17 protein-coding genes are annotated in these 21,249 nt (G+C 66.6%); 7 read left to right on the top strand and 10 right to left on the bottom strand.

The genetic code is table 11. The features are described 5' to 3' along the window. Nucleotides 1–65 precede the first annotated feature (65 nt). Both DFW101_RS04035 and DFW101_RS04040 read left to right on the top strand, forming a co-directional pair. A complete protein-coding gene (locus DFW101_RS04035) occupies nucleotides 66–1,352 on the top strand; it encodes an HD-GYP domain-containing protein (protein WP_009180247.1) in 1,287 nt (428 codons plus the stop codon). Nucleotides 1,353–1,382: 30 nt separating this feature from the next. Further along, nucleotides 1,383–5,261, top strand: coding sequence for a class I adenylate cyclase (locus DFW101_RS04040; RefSeq protein WP_009180248.1), 3,879 nt, complete (start codon nucleotides 1,383–1,385; stop codon nucleotides 5,259–5,261). 4 nt (nucleotides 5,262–5,265) lie between these two features. Here the strand turns inward: DFW101_RS04040 and DFW101_RS04045 are convergent, their stop codons facing one another. The 6 genes from DFW101_RS04045 to rsfS form a co-directional block, all read right to left on the bottom strand. Next, nucleotides 5,266–5,727 (bottom strand): hypothetical protein, encoded by a 462-nt coding sequence (locus tag DFW101_RS04045; protein WP_009180249.1) that lies wholly within the window; start codon nucleotides 5,725–5,727, stop codon nucleotides 5,266–5,268. Beyond that, entirely contained in the window at nucleotides 5,724–5,975 is a 252-nt protein-coding gene (locus tag DFW101_RS04050; protein WP_009180250.1) for a helix-turn-helix domain-containing protein, read from the bottom strand. Before DFW101_RS04050 ends, DFW101_RS04045 begins: the two co-directional genes overlap by 4 nt. 134 nt (nucleotides 5,976–6,109) lie before the next feature. Then, nucleotides 6,110–7,762: a phosphoglucomutase (alpha-D-glucose-1,6-bisphosphate-dependent) gene (gene pgm / locus DFW101_RS04055; RefSeq protein ID WP_009180251.1), complete on the bottom strand. Its 1,653-nt coding sequence runs from the start codon at nucleotides 7,760–7,762 to the stop codon at nucleotides 6,110–6,112. Nucleotides 7,763–7,884: 122 nt separating this feature from the next. Next, nucleotides 7,885–8,130 (bottom strand): hypothetical protein, encoded by a 246-nt coding sequence (locus DFW101_RS04060; protein ID WP_009180252.1) that lies wholly within the window; start codon nucleotides 8,128–8,130, stop codon nucleotides 7,885–7,887. After that, entirely contained in the window at nucleotides 8,127–9,671 is a 1,545-nt protein-coding gene (gene gpmI / locus DFW101_RS04065; RefSeq protein ID WP_009180253.1) for a 2,3-bisphosphoglycerate-independent phosphoglycerate mutase, read from the bottom strand. The genes DFW101_RS04060 and gpmI overlap by 4 nt, the downstream gene beginning before the upstream one ends. After that, the gene (rsfS, locus tag DFW101_RS04070) at nucleotides 9,668–10,090 is read right to left on the bottom strand and encodes a ribosome silencing factor (RefSeq protein ID WP_009180254.1); all 423 of its coding nucleotides are present in this window, start codon (nucleotides 10,088–10,090) and stop codon (nucleotides 9,668–9,670) included. The genes gpmI and rsfS overlap by 4 nt, the downstream gene beginning before the upstream one ends. A 188-nt stretch (nucleotides 10,091–10,278) precedes the next feature. Between rsfS and DFW101_RS04075 the strand changes: the two genes are divergently transcribed. The 5 genes from DFW101_RS04075 (at nucleotide 10,279) to DFW101_RS04095 (ending at nucleotide 17,023) form a co-directional block, all read left to right on the top strand. Next, nucleotides 10,279–11,580, top strand: a complete 1,302-nt coding sequence (locus DFW101_RS04075) for a phenylacetate--CoA ligase family protein (RefSeq protein WP_009180255.1) — start codon at nucleotides 10,279–10,281, stop codon at nucleotides 11,578–11,580. Nucleotides 11,581–11,611: 31 nt separating this feature from the next. Further along, nucleotides 11,612–12,043 carry an ACT domain-containing protein gene (locus DFW101_RS04080; RefSeq protein ID WP_009180256.1) on the top strand — a complete coding sequence of 144 codons (432 nt, stop codon included), beginning with the start codon at nucleotides 11,612–11,614 and terminating at the stop codon, nucleotides 12,041–12,043. A 150-nt stretch (nucleotides 12,044–12,193) separates the two neighbouring features. After that, nucleotides 12,194–13,462 (top strand): alginate O-acetyltransferase AlgX-related protein, encoded by a 1,269-nt coding sequence (locus tag DFW101_RS04085; protein ID WP_009180257.1) that lies wholly within the window; start codon nucleotides 12,194–12,196, stop codon nucleotides 13,460–13,462. Nucleotides 13,463–13,629: 167 nt separating this feature from the next. Continuing rightward, nucleotides 13,630–15,060, top strand: a complete 1,431-nt coding sequence (locus DFW101_RS04090; protein WP_009180258.1) for an RtcB family protein — start codon at nucleotides 13,630–13,632, stop codon at nucleotides 15,058–15,060. Nucleotides 15,061–15,067: 7 nt separating this feature from the next. Next, nucleotides 15,068–17,023: an ATP-binding protein gene (locus DFW101_RS04095; RefSeq protein WP_009180259.1), complete on the top strand. Its 1,956-nt coding sequence runs from the start codon at nucleotides 15,068–15,070 to the stop codon at nucleotides 17,021–17,023. Nucleotides 17,024–17,068: 45 nt separating this feature from the next. Here DFW101_RS04095 and dapB read toward each other — a convergent pair whose 3' ends face one another. The 4 genes from dapB to DFW101_RS04115 all read right to left on the bottom strand — a co-directional run bounded on the left by dapB (nucleotide 17,069) and on the right by DFW101_RS04115 (nucleotide 21,247). Further along, nucleotides 17,069–17,854 carry a 4-hydroxy-tetrahydrodipicolinate reductase gene (dapB, locus tag DFW101_RS04100; protein ID WP_009180260.1) on the bottom strand — a complete coding sequence of 262 codons (786 nt, stop codon included), beginning with the start codon at nucleotides 17,852–17,854 and terminating at the stop codon, nucleotides 17,069–17,071. 115 nt (nucleotides 17,855–17,969) lie between these two features. After that, complete coding sequence (gene hypE, locus DFW101_RS04105; RefSeq protein WP_009180261.1) at nucleotides 17,970–18,971, bottom strand: hydrogenase expression/formation protein HypE; 1,002 nt, start codon at nucleotides 18,969–18,971, stop codon at nucleotides 17,970–17,972. 303 nt (nucleotides 18,972–19,274) lie between these two features. Next, nucleotides 19,275–20,348 (bottom strand): protein-glutamate methylesterase/protein-glutamine glutaminase, encoded by a 1,074-nt coding sequence (locus DFW101_RS04110; RefSeq protein WP_009180262.1) that lies wholly within the window; start codon nucleotides 20,346–20,348, stop codon nucleotides 19,275–19,277. 38 nt (nucleotides 20,349–20,386) lie between these two features. Then, the gene (locus DFW101_RS04115; RefSeq protein ID WP_009180263.1) at nucleotides 20,387–21,247 is read right to left on the bottom strand and encodes a CheR family methyltransferase; all 861 of its coding nucleotides are present in this window, start codon (nucleotides 21,245–21,247) and stop codon (nucleotides 20,387–20,389) included. Nucleotides 21,248–21,249: the final 2 nt, after the last annotated feature.

Below are 21,249 nucleotides of genomic sequence, written 5' to 3' on the forward strand. Positions count from 1 at the left end.
ACCCATCGGCCATACCGCCCGGTGGGGCCCAAACGGCGGCATCCACGGTCCCAGGATCATGCCTCATGCAAATAGACGAATACCCTATCTTGGTGGAACAACTGTGCCCCGGACTTTTCATCCGCATTGACGAGCCGGGCCTGCCCCATCCCTTTCCCGCCAAAGGGTTTCTGCTCAAAACCGATGCCGATGTGGCCAAGGTGACGGCCCTTGGCCTGGCCCACGTCCTTTGCGTGCCGGACAAGTCCGACCGCCTGCCCGTTTCCCTGGAAGAAATCGACGGCCTGGCCGGCAAACGCCAGAAGGGGCCGTGGTCCACGGCCCGCACGCCGGTTTCGGCCGAACTGTCGAGCCTCAAGCGGGAGACCATCGAGCGCAACAAGGACCGGCTGGAGCGGTTCGCGGCTTGCGAACGCCGCTATGAAAAGGCCATGAGCCAGGTGGTGGAGGCCTTAAAGCGGGTCTCCTCGCCCAACGCCGAAGTCTTGGAGGCGGCCGGCGAGGTGGTCGGCCCCATGGCCGAGACCTTCCTGTCCGACCTCGACGTCCTTATAAACGTCATGACCGCCAAGATGCGCGACGAGGCCAAGCATTACCACGCCCTGAACGTGGCCGTGCTCTCCATGATGCTGGCCAAGGAAATGGGCCTTGGCAAAAAGGACATCGAGGAGGTCGGCATGGGTTCGCTTTTCCACGATATCGGCAAGGGACGGGTCCCGATCCAGCGGTTCACCAAGGGCAACATGGTGACCATGAACAAGGTGCTCAAGGAATACTACATGGAGCACCCGAAGATCGGAGCCAAGATGCTGGCCGCCGTCCCGGGGTTTCCGCCGGCCGCCCAGCTTCTGGTCCTGCAGCACCACGAGCAGATGGACGGCTCGGGCTTTCCCATGCGCGTGAGCGGCGAGGCCATCACTCTCGGCGGCCGGATCGCGGCCGTGGCCAATGTCTACGACCGGTTTTGCAACACCAAGGACGGCAGCGAGAGCCGCACCCCGCACGAGGCCATGAAGGCCCTGTACAAGCGCCGGGGCCTGCTTGACCCCAAGGCCGTCACCATGTTCATCCGCAAGCTCGGGGTCTACCCGCCCGGCTCCCTGGTCGAGCTGTCAAACGGCATGCAGGGCATGGTGGTTTCGGCCAACCTGCGCGATTCTATGCGGCCAAGCGTCAAGGTCTACCACCCGGACATTCCCAAACGCGAGGCCCTCATTATCGACCTGTGCATCGAAACGGAGTTGAACGTGGCCAAGGCCCTCAAAACAACGGACCTTCCGCCAGACGTTCTTCAGTACCTGAACCCGGGCAAGCAGGTTTCCTACTATGTCGACGCCGCGCCCCGTCCGTAGGGCCGCACCCGCCATCGGCCGGGGCAGGCCGTGACCCGTCCGGGCTCGCCGGCCCGGGCCATCATGCGGACCCTGCGCACCGGGCTGTCTCAGCCGCCGGGCTCGGACCTGTCTCCGCTCGTGCCCCTGGCCAGGCAGGCCCTGGCCTTTATCGACCGTGGCGCCGTGGACGATCCGGCCACGGCCGGCGAGGCGTCGGAGCTGGCCTTTCTGCTGGCCGCCCTGCTCGAAGCCGGAGACGAAGGCTTTGCCCGTCAGGCCTTTGGTCTGCTTTTCCGCCTGGGCGTGGAAGGCGAGGTCCTGGCCGTCATCCATCTGGAAAAGCTGTCCGAGGACCAGGCCGTCGCCATCCTCTCCGGCCTTGGCGACGAGGAAAAACTCCTTTTCGTCAACGCCTTTTTCCGCCGGGAACGGCCGGCGCGGCCGAAGACCGCCGCCTTCGGCCTCGGGGTCCTTTCCGACGTGGTGGAGCGGACCCCGGACGAACTCCTGATCCTTCTGGACCTCCTGGCCAACCGCCACGAGTATCCGGCCCTGCCCGTGCGAAACGGGCTCGTGCGCGGCCGGCTCGGCATGTGGCTGCACCGGCTACTCCGGATGGACCTGTCGGCCGAGCAGACCCGGTACATGGCCCGCGTGGTCGGACGGCTGCGGGAGCCGGTCCTGGTGGAGGGACTGGTGGAGCGGCTCGGCAACCTGGACGAAATTTCCGCCGAAATGGTCTGCCGGGCCCTGGCCGAGACGCCGGGCATCGACCCGGCCGTGGCGGCCGGGCCTGTGGCGGCCCTTCTGGCGACACCGGAACCGTCCCTGGCCGGCGCGGCCCTGACCGCCCTGGCCCGGTGCGATCCGTCCCTGGCGGCCGAGGCCGCTGCCGGACTTCTGGCCGGCGATCCCGGGCGGACGGCCGAACTGGCCCCGCTTCTGGCCGGCCTGCCCCTGGCCGCCTTCGGCCAGGCCCTTCGCGGCCTGCCCCCGCAACTGCGGAAAAAGACCCTGGGGGCCGTCTATGCCGTCCTGGCCGCGGCCCAGCCCCAGGCCATGGCCGGTGCCGCCCGGGCGGTGGCACGGGCAGGCGTGGCCCCGGCTCAGCTCACCGAGTCCCTGCTCGCGGATCTGGCCGTCAGGGCCAAGGCCGCCTCGCGCCCCTTCCCGCCCCGCCCGGCCCTGCCCGGTCCGGCCGCACCCAGGGAAGATCCCAAGGGGCTCTGGAAACGCGTCAAATCCCTGGTGCCGACGCCCGGAAGCGGCGGCGACCAAAAGGCCGAGGCCCTTCGCCGGCAGTTGGCCGCCGGGGAGGAAATCCACAAGCGACAGATCTTATGGACGCCGCTTGACGGCGAGGCCATCACGGATGCGGTCTTTTCGAAATGCGTGTTCCGAGCCGTCGGCCTCAGCCAGTCCACACTTGCCGACGTCACCTTTACGGACTGCCAGTTTTCGGACGTCAATTTCGAGCAGTCTCGGCTGACCCGCGTCACCTTCCAGGGCTGCCGGTTCGCCAATTGCCGGTTTTCCCGGATCGTGCTCGACGGGGTGGGGCTGGCCGACTGCGAACTGCGGCTGTGCGGCTTCGAATCCGCCACCGGGAGCGACGTGGCCTTTACCTCGGTCGATGTGGCGGAATGCGATTTTTTCAGCGCCGTTCTGACCGGCCTGTCCCTCTGTCGGTGCCGGTTCCGGGCGGTCAGTCTGGTGCGGGCCGTATTGCACGGATTCTCCAGCCGGGGCGTGCTTTTTTCCGACTGCCTCTTCGAGATGGCCACCTTTCCCCGGGCCAGGTTCTCGGGCCTTCGGACCGAGGGCTGCTATTTCGCCGGCTCGCGGTTTTCCGGCGCGACCGAGGAGCCGGACATTCTCGGGGCCATGGCCAAGGACGATGCCCTGGCCATGGCCGAGGCCGCCCCGGACATCCCCCTGCCGGCCGCCCTGGCCGAAGGGCCGGGGTTGCGGCTGGTGGCCGCCTGCTGCGATGCCCTGCTTTTTTCCCGCGACATCCGCCGCCGCCGGCTGGCGCTTTTGGCCAACAACAAGCGCCGGCTGGCCTGGGCCAGACGGCGGCTTGGCGAGGCGGGCGCGGCCTTTCTCGACATGCTGCCGGGGCTGGTCGGCCTGGGGCTCGTGCGGGACGGGTCGGGCACGCGTCCGGCTCCTGGGGCACGTATCGCCGGATTCGCCCCGGACCTGCCCACCCTGCGGCATCTGGTGCGCCATTTCGGCTGCCCGGCCGCGGCATTCCCGGAGGTCCCGGCAAACGCCCTGGCCGTGGAGGCGGTCTACACCATCGGCAGCGTCGGCACCGTGGCCCAGACTTCCGATTCGGATCTCGATGTCTGGATCTGTCTCAAGGACGGCGAGGCCGCGCACCCGGATCTGCCGGCCTTTACGGACAAACTTGAAACCATAAGCCGGTTCGCCGAAACGGAAGCGGGACTGGAAATCCATTTCTTCTGCATGACGGTCCAGGACGTGCGGGACAACGTGTTCGGCTATTCCGAGGACGAGGGCTACGGCTCGGCCCAGGGTTGCCTGCTGAAGGAGGAATTTTACCGCACGGCGCTGGTGGTGGCCGGCAGGAAGCCGGCCTGGTGGTGCGTTCCGGCCCGGATCGGGCAGGAAGCGTACGCCAAGGCCCTCTCGGGCATCAGACGGGCCGAACCGGAGGTGGCCGCCGACTGCCTGGATTTCGGACCGGTGACGGCCATCGCCGGCGACGAGTACTTCGGGGCGTCGTTGTGGATGATCGTCAAGTCCCTGACCAGCCCGTTCAAGTCCATCATCAAGTTCGGGCTACTCGAAAAATACGCCGAACACCCGGGCGAGCCGGAGCTTTTGTGCGACACGCTCAAGGACTACGTGTTTGCCAACCAGGGCGGCCTTTGGCGGTGCGATCCCTATGCGCTGTTATTCCGCGAGGTCAGCCGCCACTACCAGGAGCGCAAGCAATCCGGCGCCGTGGAGCTCCTGCGCCAGGCCTTTTTGCAGAAGACGGGTTTTGATCCGTGCGAGGAATACGCCACCCGGTCCGGGGAAACCATCCTCGACCACTTCTTCCCCTACGCGCCGCCCGCGGCCGGGGCCTGCCCGCCTCCGCCCCGGCGGGACAGCCAGGCCGACGAGGACGGCTTTGCCCAGGCCGTGGCCCTTGGCGATGCCATCACCGCCTATTTCCTGCGGGCCTACGAGCGGCTCAAGGCCCGCAGCCAGGAACTGGCCAGCGGCGGCGGGCTGACCGAACGCGACCAGACCATGCTGTCGCGGCGCATTGCCGCGAGCTTCGGCCGGCGGGTCGGAAAAATCATGCGCATGCCGTTTATCCGGCCGGGCCGGGACCTGTTCGCCTCCCTGGAAATCGCTTGCGAGGAGATTTCACCCCGGGAAAAGGGCTTCGTCATCCGGGCCGAGAGCGCCGGTCCGGACCGAAAGGCCAGAAAGCGCGAAACCGTGCGCCAGGAGGGTTCGCTTCCCCGTCTGGCCGGCTGGCTCACGGCCAACGAACTCTACCGGCCCGGGCTGCATTTGCAGGCCGCCGCCCTGCCGGCGCCCCTGACCCTGCCCGATGTGGCCGGCGTCCTTGGAGCCGTGCACAACGTCTTTCCGGTCCGGGAGACCTTTGCCCCGGCGCTTTCGCTGGGGCTTTTGCCGGAACGCGTGACCGCCGCCCTGTTTGTCGTCAACCTGCTCGCCCCCCGGGAGGAACGACGGACCGTGAGCCTGGACGTGCTCTACGCCACGACCTGGGGCGAACTGTTCCACCTGGAGCGCACGGCCGGGCTCGACGTCTTCGACGCCTCGCCGTCCCTGTTCCTGTCCGAAAGCCTCGGCCTGGCCCTGGCCCCGGACCTGCGGCTGGAAGTGTACGCTCCGGCCCGTTCCCAGTGCCAGGCCGGGCGACAGGCTCGGCGGTAGGCGGCTACTTGTTCCGTTCGGCGGCCAGGGTTCCCGGGGGCACGCGGTAGAGAACGTTGCCGTCGAAACGGTTCTGGGCCCGGAACCACAGCCAGTAAAACGACGGCTGCACGAGGTGGCGATTGCCGACCCAGTCAAGGAGCAGGTGCCCGGCCATGCCGACGGCCAGGCCCACCCCCCAGGGCGCGGCAATGCCCGTGCCAATGAGGATCCACAGAAAAATCACCCACTCGAAGGAGTGGAGCACCAGGTAGAGCCTATCCAGCCGGCCTTCCTCGCAACTGGCGAAAAAGTGCTTCATCCCGCCCCAGCCCCGGTTGCACAGCACATAGTCGCCGACGTGGTCCAGATCCATGAGCACGCTGGACAGGCCGGCGGCCACGGCCGCGGCGAAACTGCCGCCGGCCGCGGCATAGCCGGCCACGGCCAACGGAATGGTGCTCAGACAGTGTTGTGAAAGCTTCACTTCTGCAAATCCTGTGCGGCCAGACGGCCGGCCGCGGTCAGCCGGCCGCTGTAGGCCGAGATGTCATATTCATAATAGCCGGCCGTGAAAAGGGCCCGAAAAAGCCGCCAGGCCTTTCCCGGCGGCATCCCCAACGACGTGGCCACCTCGCCCGGCATGATCCGATCCGGATACGGCGCGTCCGGCAACGCGGCCAGAGCCTCAAGCAACCGGACCGCATCCGGCTCCAGAGCCCTCCCGCCATCCATAGCATTCTCCACGTCCAATCGGCCGTCTCCTCTACCGGGCAACCGCCCCCCAGGCAACCCCCATCGGGGAGGGTCCGGGAGGGGATCATCCCCTCCCGGCCGCCGGAGGCATCCTTTTTTTCTTTCTACACCTTCTACACCCCCGCCGCCTTGAAGGCGGCGTCCACGATCTCTTTGGCCTCGGCTTGCAGGGCCTGCAAATGGTCCCGGCCGTTGAAGCTTTCGGCGTAGATCTTGTAAACGTCCTCGGTGCCCGAGGGCCGGGCCGCGAACCAGCCGTTCTCGGTCACGACCTTGAGGCCGCCGATGGCCGCGCCGTTGCCCGGGGCATGGGTGAGCTTGGCCGTGATGGCCTCGCCGGCCAGGGACGTGGCCGTGACCATTTCGGGCGAAAGCTTGCCCAGTGCCGCCTTTTGGGCCTTGGTGGCCGGAGCGTCCAGGCGTTCGTAGACTGGCTGGCCGAAGCGGGCGGTGAGATCGGCGTAGTGGGCGGCCGGATCCTTGCCGGTTTTGGCCGTGATCTCGGCCGCGAGCAGGTCCATGATGATGCCGTCCTTGTCGGTCGTCCAGACCGTGCCGTCCTTGCGCAGGAACGACGCGCCGGCGCTCTCCTCGCCGCCAAAGCCGAAGGAGCCGTCCACCAGCCCGGACACGAACCACTTGAATCCGACCGGCACCTCGCACAGGCGCCGGCCGAGGGAGGCGGCCACCCGGTCGATCATGGCGCTCGAGACCACGGTCTTGCCCACGGCCGCGTCGGCGCGCCACTCGGGCCGGGTGGTGAAAAGGTAGTGGATGGCCACGGAAAGGTAGCTGTTGGGATTGAGGAGTCCGGCCGAGCGGGTGACGATGCCGTGCCGGTCGTAGTCCGGGTCGTTGCCAAAGGCGATGTCGTAGGCGTCGCGGTGTTCGATCAGGCGGGCCATGGCGTAGGGCGAGGAGCAGTCCATGCGGATCTTGCCGTCCTTGTCCACGGTCATGAAGGAAAAGGTCGGGTCCACCACATCGCTGACCAGGGAAAGGTTGAGCCCGTAGCGCTCGACCATGGGCTGCCAGAACCCGATGCCCGATCCGCCGAGCGGGTCCACGCCGATGCGGATCTTGGAATCCCGGATGACCTGCATGTCCACGATGTTGGCCAGATCGGCCACATACGGGGTCACGTAGTCGTACGCTTCGGTGGTCGCGGCCCGAAGGGCGGCGGCAAAAGGCAGGCGTCTGACGCCGGCCAGCTTTTTTTCCAGGTAGGCGTTGGCCATCTGTTGGACGGTGTTGGTGATGTCGGTGTCGGCCGGGCCCCCGGACGGGGGATTGTACTTGAATCCGCCGTCCTCCGGGGGGTTGTGCGAGGGCGTGATCACGATGCCGTCGGCCGTGACATTCTTGTGGTCGCGGTTGAAGGTCAGGATGGCGTGGGAGACCACCGGGGTCGGGGTGTAGCCCCGGCCGGTCTGGATGCGGGTGGCCACGTCGTTGGCGGCCAGGACCTCCAGCGCCGTCATGAAGGCCGGCTCGGACAGGGCGTGGGTGTCCATGCCGAGATAGAGCGGCCCGGAGATGCCCTGCCCGGCCCGGTAGTCGCAGATGGCCTGGGTGGTGGCCAGGATGTGGTCCTCGTTGAACGACCCGTCAAAGGACGTTCCCCGATGGCCCGAGGTGCCGAACGAGACCCGGCAGACGGGCTCGGCCGGATCGGGCTTGATGGAATAGTAGGACGCGACCAGCCGGGGCACGTTGACGAGGAGCGAGCGCGGAGCCGGTTTGCCGGCCAGGGGACTGACGGCCATGGGGTATCCTCCTTGGAGAGAGCCGCGAGCATAGTGACCAAAAGGGGGGCCGTCGTCCAGATCCGACGACGATTTGAGGGAAAAGAGCGGTGGCGCGACCCGGGGCCGCCCCCGGCTTGGGCCTAGAGGAAATCCGGGTCCACGGCCGCCTTGCCGCCTGCCAGCATCAGTTTCACGAACCGGACCGAGCGGTCGTCCACCGGCACGATGGGAAACCGGCCGCGGCAGGCGTCGCAGGCGATCATGGTGGGCTTTGTCGGCGCCACCACCGGCACCTCGCGCTGGCAGAACGGGCACGGATAGAGAAACACCAGTTCCACGCCCACCGGCTTGGCCGGGGTGAGCGGTTTTCGCTGTTCGCCGCTCATGCCGCCGCCTCCCCGGACGTTTCGACCAGACAGGTCCCGGTCATGGCTTCGGGCACGGGCAGCCCGGCCAGGGTGAGCAACGTGGGCGCGATGTCGCCGAGCTTGCCCGGGGCCAGCCGTGCGTCCTTGCGGCCGGGATCGACCAGAATCAGCCGCACCGGGTTCAGGGTGTGGGCGGTCATGGGACCGCCGCCTGGGGCGATCATTTCCTCGACGTTGCCGTGGTCGGCGGTGACAAGCACCCGCCAGCCGGCCGCAACCGAGGCGGAAACGATCCGGTCCACGCAGGCGTCCACGGTCTCGACGGCCGCAATGGCCGCCGCCAGCACGCCCGTGTGCCCGACCATGTCGCAGTTGGCGAGGTTCATCACGGCCAGGGAATAGCCCTTGTCCATTTCGCGCAAAAACATGTCCGTGACGCCGACCGCGCTCATCCCGGGCTTGAGATCGTAGGTGGCCACGTCGCGGGGCGACGGCACCAGCCGGCGCTCCTCGCCCGGAAACGGCTCTTCCCGGCCGCAGTTCAGGAAATAGGTGACATGGGCGTATTTTTCGGTCTCGGCCAGCCTGAGCTGGGTCAGCCCGGCCCGGGAGTAGACCTCGCCGAGGACGTCGGTGACGGCCACCGGGCCAAAGGCCACGGGCAGGCCGAAGGTGCCGTCGTATTCGGTCATGGTGGCGAACCCGGAGAGCTTCGGCCGGATCCCGCGAGGGAAGCCGTCGAAATCGTCACGGGTGAGCGCGCTGGTGATCTCCCGTGCCCGGTCGGCCCGGAAGTTGAAAAAAAAGACGGCGTCGCCGTCGCGGATGGCCCCGTCCCCGCCGGCCAGCACCCGGGGCCTCACGAACTCGTCCGTCTGGCCCACGGCATAGGCCGCGGCCACGGCGGCGACCGGATCGGAAAAGGGCTCGCCCTTCCCTTCCGTCAGGGCGGCGTAGGCCTCGGCCACCCGCTCCCACCGCTTGTCCCGGTCCATGGCGTAAAACCGACCGATCAGGGAAACGATGCGGCCAACACCCGTATCCCGCAGGTAGCGGTCCAGGTTCCCGACATGGTCCGCCCCGCTTTGGGGCGGGGTGTCGCGGCCGTCGAGCAGGGCATGGATGCAGATGTCTCTCTGGCCAAGGGCGGCAAGGGCCGCGACCAGGGCTTTCAGGTGATGCACATGGCTGTGCACCCCGCCGTCGGAGACAAGGCCCATGAGGTGGACGCGGCCGCCGGCGGCGAGCGAGGCCCGGGCCAGGTCGGCCAGGACCGGGTTGTCCGCCAGGCTGCCGTCTTCCACGGCCATGTCGATGCGGGTCATGTCCTGGTAGACGACCCGGCCGGCGCCGATGTTCATGTGCCCGACTTCGGAGTTGCCCATGAACCCGTCCGGCAGGCCGACCGCCCGGCCCGAGCAGGCCAGGGTCGTTGCGGGGTATTCGGCCAGGAGGCGATCGAGGGCCGGTGTTTTCGCCTGGGCCACGGCATTGCCGGGTCCGGCCGGCGCCAGCCCCCAGCCGTCCAGGATCAGAAGCAGTGTAGGCGCGGGCTTCATTCAGCGCTCGTATCGGGTTCGGGTTCGGACCGTTTCTCCGGCTTCGGCAGGGCCGGCAGAGGAATGCGTTTGCCCTCGGACCACAGGCCTTCGAGGTTGTAAAACGGCCGCAGGTCTTCCTGGAAGATGTGGACCATGACGTCGTTCAAGTCGAGCAGGATCCACTGGCCGTTGCCGTAGCCTTCCATGCCGAGGTAGGAAAACCCCTCCTCGCCGCTGCGCAAAAGGACGTGATCGGCCAGGGCCTTGGCCTGCCTGAGGCTCACGGCCGAGGCCAGGATCATGGCGTCGCAGACGGGGTTTAACGGGGCGACTTCAATGGCCAGGATGTCCTTGGCCTTTTTCTCGGCCAGCCAGGAAGCGACTATGACGGCCTTGTCCCTGGCGGACAGGTTCTTGTCGGATTTTTTTTCGGGCATCGTCTCTCCAGAATGCAGGTGCGTTTCCCAAACACGGGGAAACAGGGGTGCAGTATCCGATTTGGCCCGGCCCCGCAAATGCCGGGATCGGGATTTCCGTTTTTTCCCAGTCCTCTCTTGACGCCCCGGGCGGCTTTCGGGCAGGTATCGCCATTGGACGCGCCACGACGCTATTGGGAGGAAGCCGCATGATTTTCGATATGGACATCGAAACCCTGCCCAGGGAAGACCTGGAGGCGCTGCAGCTCAAGCGCCTCAAAACGCTGTGCGAACGGGTTTACGCCAACGTGGCCTTCTACCGGCGCGCCTTTGACGAGGCCGGGGTCAAGCCGGCCGACATCAAAAGCCTGGCCGACGTGCGCTATCTTCCGTTTACCGAGAAACAGGATCTGCGCAACCACTATCCGTTCGGTCTTTTCGCCGTGCCGAAAGACAACGTGGTGCGCATCCACGCCTCTTCCGGCACCACGGGCAAGGCGACCGTGTCCGGCTACACCCAGCGCGACGTCAACAACTGGGCCACCATGATGGCCCGGTCCCTGACTGCGGCCGGGGCCGGCCGGCGCGACATCATCCATGTGGCCTACGGCTACGGCCTTTTCACCGGCGGGCTTGGGGCACACTACGGAGCCGAGCGCCTGGGTGCGACCACCATCCCGGTCTCGGGCGGCGGCACCCGGCGGCAAGCCATGCTGCTGCGCGATTTCGGCGCCACGGTCCTTTGCTGCACCCCGTCCTACAGCCTGGTCCTGTATGAGACCGCCCTCGAGGCCGGCATCGACTTCAAGGACCTGCCCCTTCGCATCGGCGTCTTTGGGGCCGAACCCTGGTCCGACGAGATGCGCCGGGACATCGAGGCCAAGATGGGCATCAAGGCCATCGACATCTACGGCCTGTCCGAGATCATGGGACCCGGGGTCGGCATCGAGTGCGTCGAGGCCCAGCACGGGGCCCACCTCCAGGAAGACCATTTCCTGTTCGAGGTGATCGATCCCGAAACCAAGGAGCCCGTGGGGCCGGGCGAGGTCGGCGAGCTAGTCATCACCACGCTGACCAAGGAAGCCCAGCCGCTCATCCGCTACCGCACCCGGGACGTCACCCGGCTCGAATACACGCCCTGCAAATGCGGCCGCACCTTCGCCCGCATGGTGCGCGTCCAGGGCAGAAGCGACGATATGCTGATCATCCGCGGGGTCAATGTCTTCCCGTCCCAGATCGAGAGCATCCTGCTTGAAACCGAGGGGCTGACCCCCCACTACCAACTGGTGGTCGAACGCGAGGGCAACCTCGATACACTCACCGTGCAGGTGGAAGTGGACGAAAAGCTCTTTTCCGACGAGATTAGAAAGCTCCAGCGCCTGGAAGGCAAGATCCAAAAGAACATCAAGGAGTTTCTGGGCGTCACCGCCCTGGTCAAGCTGGTCGAGCCCCGGGCCATCCAGCGCTCGGAAGGCAAGGCCAAACGCATCGTGGACCTGCGCCACGTCTAACGGCAAAAAACCGCCACGCGAAGGAACAGCCATGAAAGCCGAACAGATTTCCATCTTCCTGGAAAACCGCTCCGGTCGCCTGGAAGAAGTGACCCGCGTCCTGGCCGAGGCCGGCATCAGCATCCGGGCCCTGTCCCTGGCCGACACCTCGGATTTCGGCATCCTGCGCCTGATCGTCAGCGACCACGAGAAAGCCAAGGTCGCACTTAAGGAAAACGGCTTCACCGTCGGCCGTAACGCCGTGGTGGCCGTGGAAGTGCCGGACGCGCCGGGCGGTCTGCACTCCATTCTGAAGCTCTTGTGCGCCGGCGGCATCAACGTCGAATACATGTACGCCTTCGTCCACCAGTGCGAAAAATCGGCCGTCATCATCGTCCGCTTCGACCGCACCGACCAGGCCATCGAACTGTTGCAGAAAAACAACATCCCCATCATCCCCGGGGAAAAGCTCTACAGCATCTAAAAAAAACCGGCAGGATGGCCCGCGTTCCTTCCGTCTTCCCCAGGCATTCCAGGCGTCCGTGACCGGTCCGGTTGCGGACGTCTGGCCAAGGTCCCACCGGCCACTTTTTCCCGTTCGCAGGCCCCAACGAACTCCCCCTGATCGAGTCGTATGCGCATCACCCTCCCCGCTTTCGTTTCCCGCTGTCACTGGCGACGGCCCGTCTGCGCCGCTTGTCTCGCGACGGTCCTGTACCTGGCCCTGGCCGGGCTCGACGCCGGTATCTACCATGGGCTGCCCCATGCCCCCCTCTTTTCCGACAAGCAGCGGGAGCTGCTCTATTCTTACGGCGTCTTCGACCCGACGACCAACCCCCTCTACCGGCAGTGGCTGCACGGCTATGTCAACGAGCCGAACCAGCCCCCCCGGTCCGGCACGGCCGACGACGCCTACCGGGCCTACGGCATCGCCCTGCCCGACCCGCCGGGCCTGACCGTTGCCGCGACCGATCCTCTCGGCTGGTGGAACGGACGGATGCCGCGCGAGGCGGACGTCCTTTTTATCGGGGATTCCTTCTGCTACGGCGCGGGCTCGGGCTCGGCCCGGAGCATCCCGGCCCTGTATGAAAAAGCCACCGGCCAGCCCGTGTACGCGGCCTGCAAAAACGGCTACGGCCTGCCGCAGTACCGCGACATCCTGCGCCGCCTGACCGTGGAGACGCCGCCCGGGGCCCCGGGGCATTTCGGGGGCAGGGACGTCTTCGTTCTCCTCTACGTCGGCAATGACACGGCCGCGGACCTCTTCGTCTACCGGGACCGTCTGGCCGAGGAACGCCTCGGCGTCTGGCGGCATGTGAAGCTGCGCACCCTGTGGCGGCTTAGCCGGTTTCTGCGTGACGCCGACCAGGGCGCGGGGCAGGCCTTGGCCGCCGGGCCGACGCCCACGGTCGATACCCACGGCTATTTTCCCGTGCCCCTGACCGTGCCCACGCAAAAGGGCCTCCCCTTTGCCTTCCATCCCTTCTACCGGTCCTTTGCCGACACTGCCTGGTTCGGGCCGGCCGAGGAGGAGTCGGTCGCGGCGGTATTGGCCGATCTGCGCCGCCTGGCCGAAAGCCGGCACCTGCGCCTCCGGGTGGTCCTCCTGCCGACCGCCTTGCAGGTCGTTTTCCCGCGCATCGATTTCGCGGCCGTTGACCGCCGCTCGGAATTCGCCCGCAAATCCTGGGACGAAGTCCGAAACCTCAACGCCCTGGCCGGCCTTCTCCTCGGCATGTTGTCCGACGCCGGCATCGAAACCCTGGACATGGAACCGGCGTTCATGAATGACCCCGACGCCGGGCGCCTCTATTGGCCGACCGATTCGCACCTGACGCCAGAGGGCAACGCGGCCACGGTCGCGGCCATGTGCGCGGCCTTCGTTCCCGACGACGACCGATAGGCTTTCCGGTGGAACCGGCTGGCCGGCCCCATAGGGTCGCCCCGCGCCAAGGGTGCCCGGCCGCCCGTCGGAGACCTTGACAAAAGCCGCGCTCCATGAACTAACGTTACAGAATACTGGTTTTTCGGCCAGGGAGCCGGGACAGCCATTTCAACGAGGGGCGTCTGATGGGACGGCACGACGTGCGACGCCGAGAGGCGCTTGTCTGGGAGATGCCGCAAACGGGTTCCATGCGGGTGCCGGCCATGCTTTTCGGCACGGAAGCGGCCCTCGCGGCCATGGAGGACGGGGTCTTCGCCCAACTGCGAAACGTGGCCTCCCTGCCCGGCATCGCCGGCCAGGCCCTGGCCATGCCGGACGCCCACACGGGGTATGGCTTCCCCATCGGCTGCGTGGCCGCCTTCGACGCCCGGGCCGGGGGCGTGGTCAGCGCCGGGGGTGTGGGCTTCGACATCGGCTGCGGCGTGCGAACGCTGGTGTCCGACCTGGACCGGGAAGACGTGGAACCGGTCCGGGAAAGCCTGGCCGACCGGCTCTACGACGCGGTGCCGGCCGGACTCGGAGCCGGAGGACGACTGCGTCTCTCGGATCGGGACATGGACCGGATGCTTGCCGGCGGCGCGGCCTGGGCCGTGCGCGAGGGGTTTGGCCAGACCGGGGACCTGCCGCGTTGCGAGGAAGGCGGGACCATGCCCGGAGCCGATCCGGCCGGGGTCTCGGCCAAGGCCCGGGAGCGCCAGCGCGACGAACTCGGCACGCTCGGGTCCGGCAACCACTATCTCGAAGTGCAGCACGTGGAAAAAATTTTCGATTCCCGGACCGCCTCGGCCTACGGCTTGCGCCCGGGCCAGGTTGTGGTTTCCATCCACTGCGGTTCGCGCGGGCTCGGGCATCAAGTGGCCACCGAACACATGGCGGCCATGCTGGCCGCCGCGCCCGGGCACGGCCTCACCGTGGCCGACCCGGAACTGGCCTTCGCCCCCATCGAGTCTCCGGCCGGGGTCCGGTATCTCGGGGCCATGCGGGCCGCCATCAACTGCGCCCTGGCCGGCCGGCAGATCATCACCCACCTCGTGCGCGAGGTTTTTGCCGCGCTTTTTCCCGGCTGCCGGCTGGCCCTGCTCTACGACGTGTCCCACAACACCTGCAAGGTCGAACGCCACGCCGTGGGGAAAAGCGTCAAGACCCTCCATGTCCACCGCAAAGGGGCCACCCGGGCCCTCGGCCCTGGCCATCCCGACCTGCCCGAAACGTTTCGTGAGGTGGGCCAGCCGGTCATCGTCGGGGGCAGCATGGGCACGAGCTCGTACGTGCTGTCCGGAACCGAGGCTTCCGAGGCCCTGTCCTTCGCCTCGGCCTGCCACGGCGCCGGCCGGGCCATGAGCCGCAAACAGGCGGCCAAGCGCTTCTCGGCAAAAGGCGTCGTCGCCGCCCTGGCCGGCCAGGGCATCACCATCCGGACCCACACCCTGCGGGGCGTGGCCGAAGAGGCTCCCGGCGCCTACAAGGATATCGAGGAAGTGGCACAGACCACCCATGCCCTGGGGTTGGCAGCCAAAACCGCCAGGCTTCGCCCCCTGGCCTGCATCAAAGGGTAACGCCGCCATGCTCGAAGACCTGATCCGCGAAACCGACGCCATCGGTTGTCTTTCCGGGGATGCCCTGCTCCTGCTCGACAAGGATGGCATCATCCTGCACGCCACGCCCGCGGCCGCCCCCCTCCTCGGCAGCCCGGCCAACCAATTGACCGGACTCCCCTTCGGCATTCCGGTGATGTGCGACGGGCAGGCCGAGGTGACCCTTGCCGCCACAGGCCGCGTGGCGCTCCTGCGTCGGGAGAGCCTGCACGAATCCGGCCTGCCGCTCACCCGGGTGGTCCTTCGCGACGTGACCGAACACCGGGCGGTCCTGGCCGAACTGGCCGCCGCCCGCGAGGCCGCCAAGGCCGGCGAGCGGGCCAAAAGCCATTTCCTGGCCAACATCACTCATGAGATCCGCACGCCCATGATCGGCATCCTCGGCATGACCGAGCTGACGCTCGCCACCAAGCTGACGGAAAAACAACGGGAATACCTGGAGATGGCCCGGCATTCGGCCCAGTCCCTGCTGACGGTCTTAAACGACATCGTGGACTATGCCCGCATCGAGGTCGGGGCCCTCGAACTGGCCAGGACCCCCTTTGACCTCTATGCCACGGTGGAAGAGACCATAAGCGTCTTCCGGCCGTTGGCCGCGAAAAAGCACCTGGTCATCGGCTACCAGTTCATCGGCGCCGTGCCGCAAGTGCTGGTCGGCGACGCCAGCCGCCTGCGCCAGATCCTCATCAACCTGGTCGGCAACGCCGTCAAATTCACGGACGCCGGCAGCGTGGTCCTCACCATCACCCGGGCCGACGACGGGTCGGAAAGAAAGGCGGCCCAACTGCATCTGGCCGTTCGCGACACGGGCATCGGCATTCCCCGGGACAAGATCCAGGCCATTTTCGACAGCTTCACCCAGGCCGACGTCTCGGCCGCCCGCCGCTACCAGGGAGCGGGGCTGGGGCTTGCCATCGTGCGGCACCTGGTGGAGATGCAGGGAGGCCTTTACAGCGTGGAAAGCGAAGAGGGACAGGGAAGCATTTTCTCCTTCACCCTGACCTTCGCCCTGCCCGAGGGACGGACGAACGACGCCGAGGACGCTCCAGGAAACGGGCACAAAAAACCCCGGCCCCTCTCCATCCTGCTGGCCGAGGACAATCCCATAAACCAGCTCTACGTGCAGGAACTCCTGGAGATGGACGGCCACGAGGTGGTGGTGGCCCACACCGGCCGGCGCGCCCTGGAGGCCCTGCGCCGCAAATATTTCGATGCCATCCTCATGGACATCCAGATGCCGGAGATGGACGGCCTGGAAGCCACCCGGGCCATCCGGACCGACCAGACCGGGGATTTCGATCCCAACATTCCGATCGTGGCCCTGACCGCCCACGCCCTCAAAGGCGACCGGGAGACCTTCCTGCGGGCCGGCATGAACGAATACCTGAGCAAGCCCGTCAGTCCGGCCGGACTGGAAGCGGCCCTGATGCGGGCTGTCGGCGACGCGGAGGCGAGGAAGACCGCCGGTGCCGCTGTCGACGAGGCCGCGAAAGAGCGAGCGGCCGCGGCTGAACACACGGTTGCGGCCGGTGGCGGGGTTTCGGAAGGGAACGCGCCCTATCCGGCCCCGGCCAGCGAGGATGGTCTCCTCGATTGGACCGAGCTCCTGGCCAAGGCCCGGGGCAATACCGGCTTTCTCATGAAGCTTTTCGGGGCGTTCGTGGCCGAGCAGCCGATCAATCTGGAATCCATGCGCGAAGCCCTGGCCATGGCCGATTTCGACCAGCTGGCCTTCATGGCCCATTCGCTCAAAGGGGCTTCGGCCACCATGTGTGCCCCGGCCCTGCGGGAAGCCAGCCACAACCTGGAACGGGCGGCCAAGGACTATGACGCGGCCCATGCCAGCGAGGCGTTCGCGGCCATGGAACGGGCCATGAACGACGTGCTGCGGACCATGGGGGAAAAGCTGGCGGCCGGCGCGTAGCCGGCCGCCGGGAATCCCGCCGCGGCGGGAAGGAGCGTTTGTTTCCTAGGCCACCATGTCGGCCATGGCCAGGAGCCGGCCGGGCTTTTGCCCGCGCACCCACTTGGCCGCCCGCAGGGCCCCCTGGGCAAAGGTCTCGCGGTTGTTCACCCTGTGGGTGACCTCGATCCGCTCGCCCGGTCCGAAGAAATAGACCGTGTGGTCGCCGACCACGTCGCCGCCGCGCAGGGCGGCCACGCCGATCTCGTCGCTCGGGCGCGGCCCGATGATGCCGTCGCGGCAGTGGCGCTTGACCGCGTCGTATTCGGCTCCCCGGGCCGCGGCCAGGCACTGGCCGAGCTTGATGGCCGTGCCGCTTGGCGCATCGGCCTTCCGGTTGTGGTGGATTTCCATGATCTCCAGGTTGTAGTCCGGACCGAGCTTGCGCACGAGCTCCGGCAGGACTTGCAGCAGGACGCTTATGCCCACGCTCATATTGGGGGCGAAAAAGACCGGCGTCCTGGCCGCCGCCGCTTCCAGGGTCCGGACCTGGTCCGGGGAAAGGCCGGTCGTGCCGATGACCATGGGATTGCCGCTTTGGGCGGCCACCGCGGCCGCGGCCACCGTGCTTTCCGGAGAGGTGAAATCGATCACCACCGCGCCCGGGCACTTGGCGAGCACGGTCGCCAGGTCGTCGCCCACGGCGCAATCAAGGCCCTCAAGCCCCGCCGTGCAGCCGCTGCGCTCCAGAGCCCCGGCCAGACGCAGATCCGGATCGGTCCTGACGAATCGGATCAGGGTCTGGCCCATGCGCCCCATGGCCCCCATGATCACCACGTCGCATACACTCATGATTGCGCCCCCCTTTCGTAACTCGTGTCTGAAAAACGATGCCGTGCATCCGACCCCATTTCGTCCGTACCGTCAGTGCCGGCCTTTTTCAACAAAGGATTTGCAGGCCAAAGGCCTAGCAGATGCGCGGCAGCTGCTCGCCTTCGAGCATGCCGAGAAGCCGCCGGCCGCCAAGAGGCGTGACCATGGCCACCTTGCCCGGATGCTCGGCCACCACCCGGCCGATGACCGCCGCGTCCCGGCCGAGCGGATCGGCCCGCAAAACCTCGAGCGTCGCCAACGCCTTGTCGCCCGGCACGATGCAGATGCACTTGCCCTCGTTGGCGAGATAGAGCGGATCGAGGCCGAGCACGGCACAGCCGCCGGCCACGGCCGGATCGATGGGAATGTCGGCCTGGACGAGCTCGATGCCGACAGCCGACTGGCCCGCGATCTCGTTGAGGGTCGTGCCAAGGCCGCCGCGCGTGGGGTCGCGAAGGACGTGGACATCGCCGGCCGCGGCCAGGACCTTTTCCACCAATCCCCACAAGGCCGCGCTGTCGCTGACCACCGGGGCGGCGAAGGAAAGGCCTTCCCGAGTGGAGAGAATGGCCAGCCCGTGGTCGCCCATGGACCCGGATACCAGCACCGCGTCCCCGATCCGGGCCCGGTTGCCGCCCGGAGCCGGATCGACCACGATCTCGCCCACGCCCGTGGTGTTGATGAAGATCTTGTCCGCCGCGCCCCGCTGCACCACCTTGGTGTCGCCGGCCACGATCCGCACCCCGGCATCCCGCGCCGCCTGGCCCATGGAAGCGACCACGCGTTCGAGATCGGCCAGGGGCAGGCCTTCTTCCAGGATGAAGCCGCAGGTCAGGTAGAGCGGCCGGGCCCCCATCATGGCCACGTCGTTGACCGTGCCATGGACGGCCAGGGACCCGATGTCGCCGCCCGGGAAAAAGATCGGGTCGACCACGAAGGAATCCGTGCTCATGGCGACCGGGCCGTTGAGATGCAAAACGGCGGCATCGTCCATGCGGGCCAGGATGTCGTTGCCGAGATGCTTGAAAAAGAGGTCCTGGACGAAGCGGTGCGATGCCCGCCCGCCGCTGCCATAGTCGAGCAATACCTTGTCCATGGGGATGCCTTCCGGGAAGTTGCGAAACGCCGGGAAAAAGAGGGTTCCCCGCCGCAGCCAGCCCTGTGGCGCGACGTCGGATGGGGACCGCCCGAAGCCTTCCGGCAAAGGCGCATCATAGGGAGAAAGCTCGAATATTTCCAGACCCTTTTCCGGACCTCCGGCCTTTCCCCCGGCGTTCGGGCGCGCTGGCCTGCCCCCCCTCTCGCGGTGCAATCCTCTAAAAAATACGGCAGTTTTTTTTAATAAAAACAAGCATCCTAGATTTTTATTCATGAAAAAGTATGTACTTTTTCATGGACGCTAGCCGGAGCAGGCCCGGACCACTTCGTGGGCAATGCCGGAAAGGGGCATGATCTTGTCCACGCCGCCGAGCTTGATGGCTTCCTGGGGCATGCCGAAGACCACGCAGGAGGCCTCGTCCTGGGCGATGGTGTAGGCCCCGGCCTCATGCATCTCCTGCATGCCCGACGCGCCGTCGTCGCCCATGCCGGTCATGATGACGCCAACGGCATTCTTGCCGGCATACCGGGCGGCGGAGCGGAAAAGGACGTCCACGCTCGGCCGGTGGCGGCGCACAAGCGGCCCTTCCTTGACTTCCACGTAGTAGCGCGCCCCGCTGCGCTTGAGAAGCATGTGCAGGTTGCCCGGGGCGATAAGCGCCTGGCCGCGCAGGATCGTGTCCCCGTCGACGGCCTCCTTGACCGTGATGCGGCAGATGCTGTCCAGGCGCTTGGCAAAGGCGGCCGTGAATTTTTCCGGCATGTGCTGGACAATGGCGATGCCCGGACAGTCCTGGGGCATGGCTTCCAGGAACTCGCGCAAGGCCTCGGTGCCGCCGGTGGACGCGCCGACGGCCACCACTTTTTCCGTGGTCTGGAACATGGCCTTGCCGGTCGGCCCCGGAAGCATGGCGTCGGCCGAGAGTTTGGGCGCGACCTTCATGGCCGACGGGGGCAGCATCTTGCGCGTCTTGGCCCGGGCCGCGGCCTTGACCGCGTCCACCACCCGGATGCGCGACTCCTCCAGAAACTGGCGCGTGCCGAGCTTGGGCTTGAGGATGATGTCCGTGGCCCCGTACTCCATGGCCCGCAGCGTGGTTTCGGAACCCGCCTCGGTCAGGGTCGAACAGATGACCACCGGGATCGGATGCTGGGTCATGATCTTGCGCAGAAAGGTCAGCCCGTCCATGCGCGGCATCTCGATATCGAGGGTGATGACGTCCGGAGCCTGGGTCTCCATGCGTTTGACCGCGGCATAGGGATCGGCGGCCGCGCCGATCACCTCGATCTCGGGGTCCGACGACAGGATGTCCGTCAACGTCTGGCGGACCAGCGCGGAGTCGTCCACGACAAGCACTTTGATGGTATCTTTCACTCGCGACCTCGTTGGCAAAATGCAGGCGTCATCCGGTATTATACTTTTCTGTATACTGTTGGCGCATGCTGGCGCAAGGGAAGATCCATGCCCGTCAGGCTCTCGGAATGGCCGATGAAGAGAAATCCTCCCTGGCGCAGCTGGGTGCAGAATTTCTTCAGAAGCTGTTCCTGGGTCGTCCGATCGAAATAGATCATGACGTTGCGGCAGAAGATGGTGTCCATGGGTTCCGGGAAAGCGAACGGCTCCATGAAGTTGAGACGCTTGAATTCGATGGTCTGGCGCAGTTCCGGCATCAGGCGCACGAGTTTGCGCGCCCGGTCCTTGCTGCGCAGAAAATACCGGCGCTTGAGTTCGAGCGGCATCTTGGCCACCCGCTCCTCGGGATAGACGCCGTTGCGGGCCATGGTCAGCACCCGGGTCGAGATGTCCGTGGCCATGATCTTGAACCGGAAGCCGGGCGCGCGCAGGCCGAATTCCGAGAGCACAATGGACAGGGTGTAGGGTTCCTCGCCGGTCGAGCAGCCGGCGCTCCACAGCCGGAAGGCGCGGCTTGCCCCCTGGGCGGTCCGCCAGGCCGGCAGGGTGTCCTGGCTCATGATCTCGAAATGACGCGGTTCGCGGAAAAATTCCGTGGTGTTGGTGGTGATGACGTCAATGAGATGGACGAGTTCCTCATCAAGCCCCTTGGGGCTGAAGAGATAGTCGTAGTAGTCGCGGTAGCCGGGCATGCCAAGCGTGCGCAACCGCTTTTGCAGCCTGGCCTCGACCATGACTTTCTTGGATAGCGGCAGCTTGATGCCGACTTCGGCATGGACGAATTCGCTTAGCCGCTTGAATTCCTTTTCCGACATGGCCATGAGGCCGCTTGCCCGGGCCGGGGTGCCGACTGGCGCCATGG

It is taken from the genome of Solidesulfovibrio carbinoliphilus subsp. oakridgensis (assembly GCF_000177215.2).
Taxonomy (GTDB): Bacteria; Desulfobacterota; Desulfovibrionia; order Desulfovibrionales; family Desulfovibrionaceae; genus Solidesulfovibrio; species Solidesulfovibrio carbinoliphilus.

Coding starts and splice junctions, on each gene's coding strand:
- pgm (WP_009180251.1), bottom strand. CDS start 7,762: ATGGCCGTCAGTCCCCTGGCCGGCAAACCGGCTCCGCGCTCGCTCCTC.
- DFW101_RS04080 (WP_009180256.1), top strand. CDS start 11,612: ATGAAAGCCGAACAGATTTCCATCTTCCTGGAAAACCGCTCCGGTCGC.
- DFW101_RS04060 (WP_009180252.1), bottom strand. CDS start 8,130: ATGAGCGGCGAACAGCGAAAACCGCTCACCCCGGCCAAGCCGGTGGGC.
- DFW101_RS04090 (WP_009180258.1), top strand. CDS start 13,630: ATGGGACGGCACGACGTGCGACGCCGAGAGGCGCTTGTCTGGGAGATG.
- DFW101_RS04095 (WP_009180259.1), top strand. CDS start 15,068: ATGCTCGAAGACCTGATCCGCGAAACCGACGCCATCGGTTGTCTTTCC.
- DFW101_RS04085 (WP_009180257.1), top strand. CDS start 12,194: ATGCGCATCACCCTCCCCGCTTTCGTTTCCCGCTGTCACTGGCGACGG.
- DFW101_RS04115 (WP_009180263.1), bottom strand. CDS start 21,247: ATGGCGCCAGTCGGCACCCCGGCCCGGGCAAGCGGCCTCATGGCCATG.
- gpmI (WP_009180253.1), bottom strand. CDS start 9,671: ATGAAGCCCGCGCCTACACTGCTTCTGATCCTGGACGGCTGGGGGCTG.
- rsfS (WP_009180254.1), bottom strand. CDS start 10,090: ATGCCCGAAAAAAAATCCGACAAGAACCTGTCCGCCAGGGACAAGGCC.
- DFW101_RS04075 (WP_009180255.1), top strand. CDS start 10,279: ATGATTTTCGATATGGACATCGAAACCCTGCCCAGGGAAGACCTGGAG.
- DFW101_RS04050 (WP_009180250.1), bottom strand. CDS start 5,975: ATGGATGGCGGGAGGGCTCTGGAGCCGGATGCGGTCCGGTTGCTTGAG.
- DFW101_RS04035 (WP_009180247.1), top strand. CDS start 66: ATGCAAATAGACGAATACCCTATCTTGGTGGAACAACTGTGCCCCGGA.
- dapB (WP_009180260.1), bottom strand. CDS start 17,854: ATGAGTGTATGCGACGTGGTGATCATGGGGGCCATGGGGCGCATGGGC.
- hypE (WP_009180261.1), bottom strand. CDS start 18,971: ATGGACAAGGTATTGCTCGACTATGGCAGCGGCGGGCGGGCATCGCAC.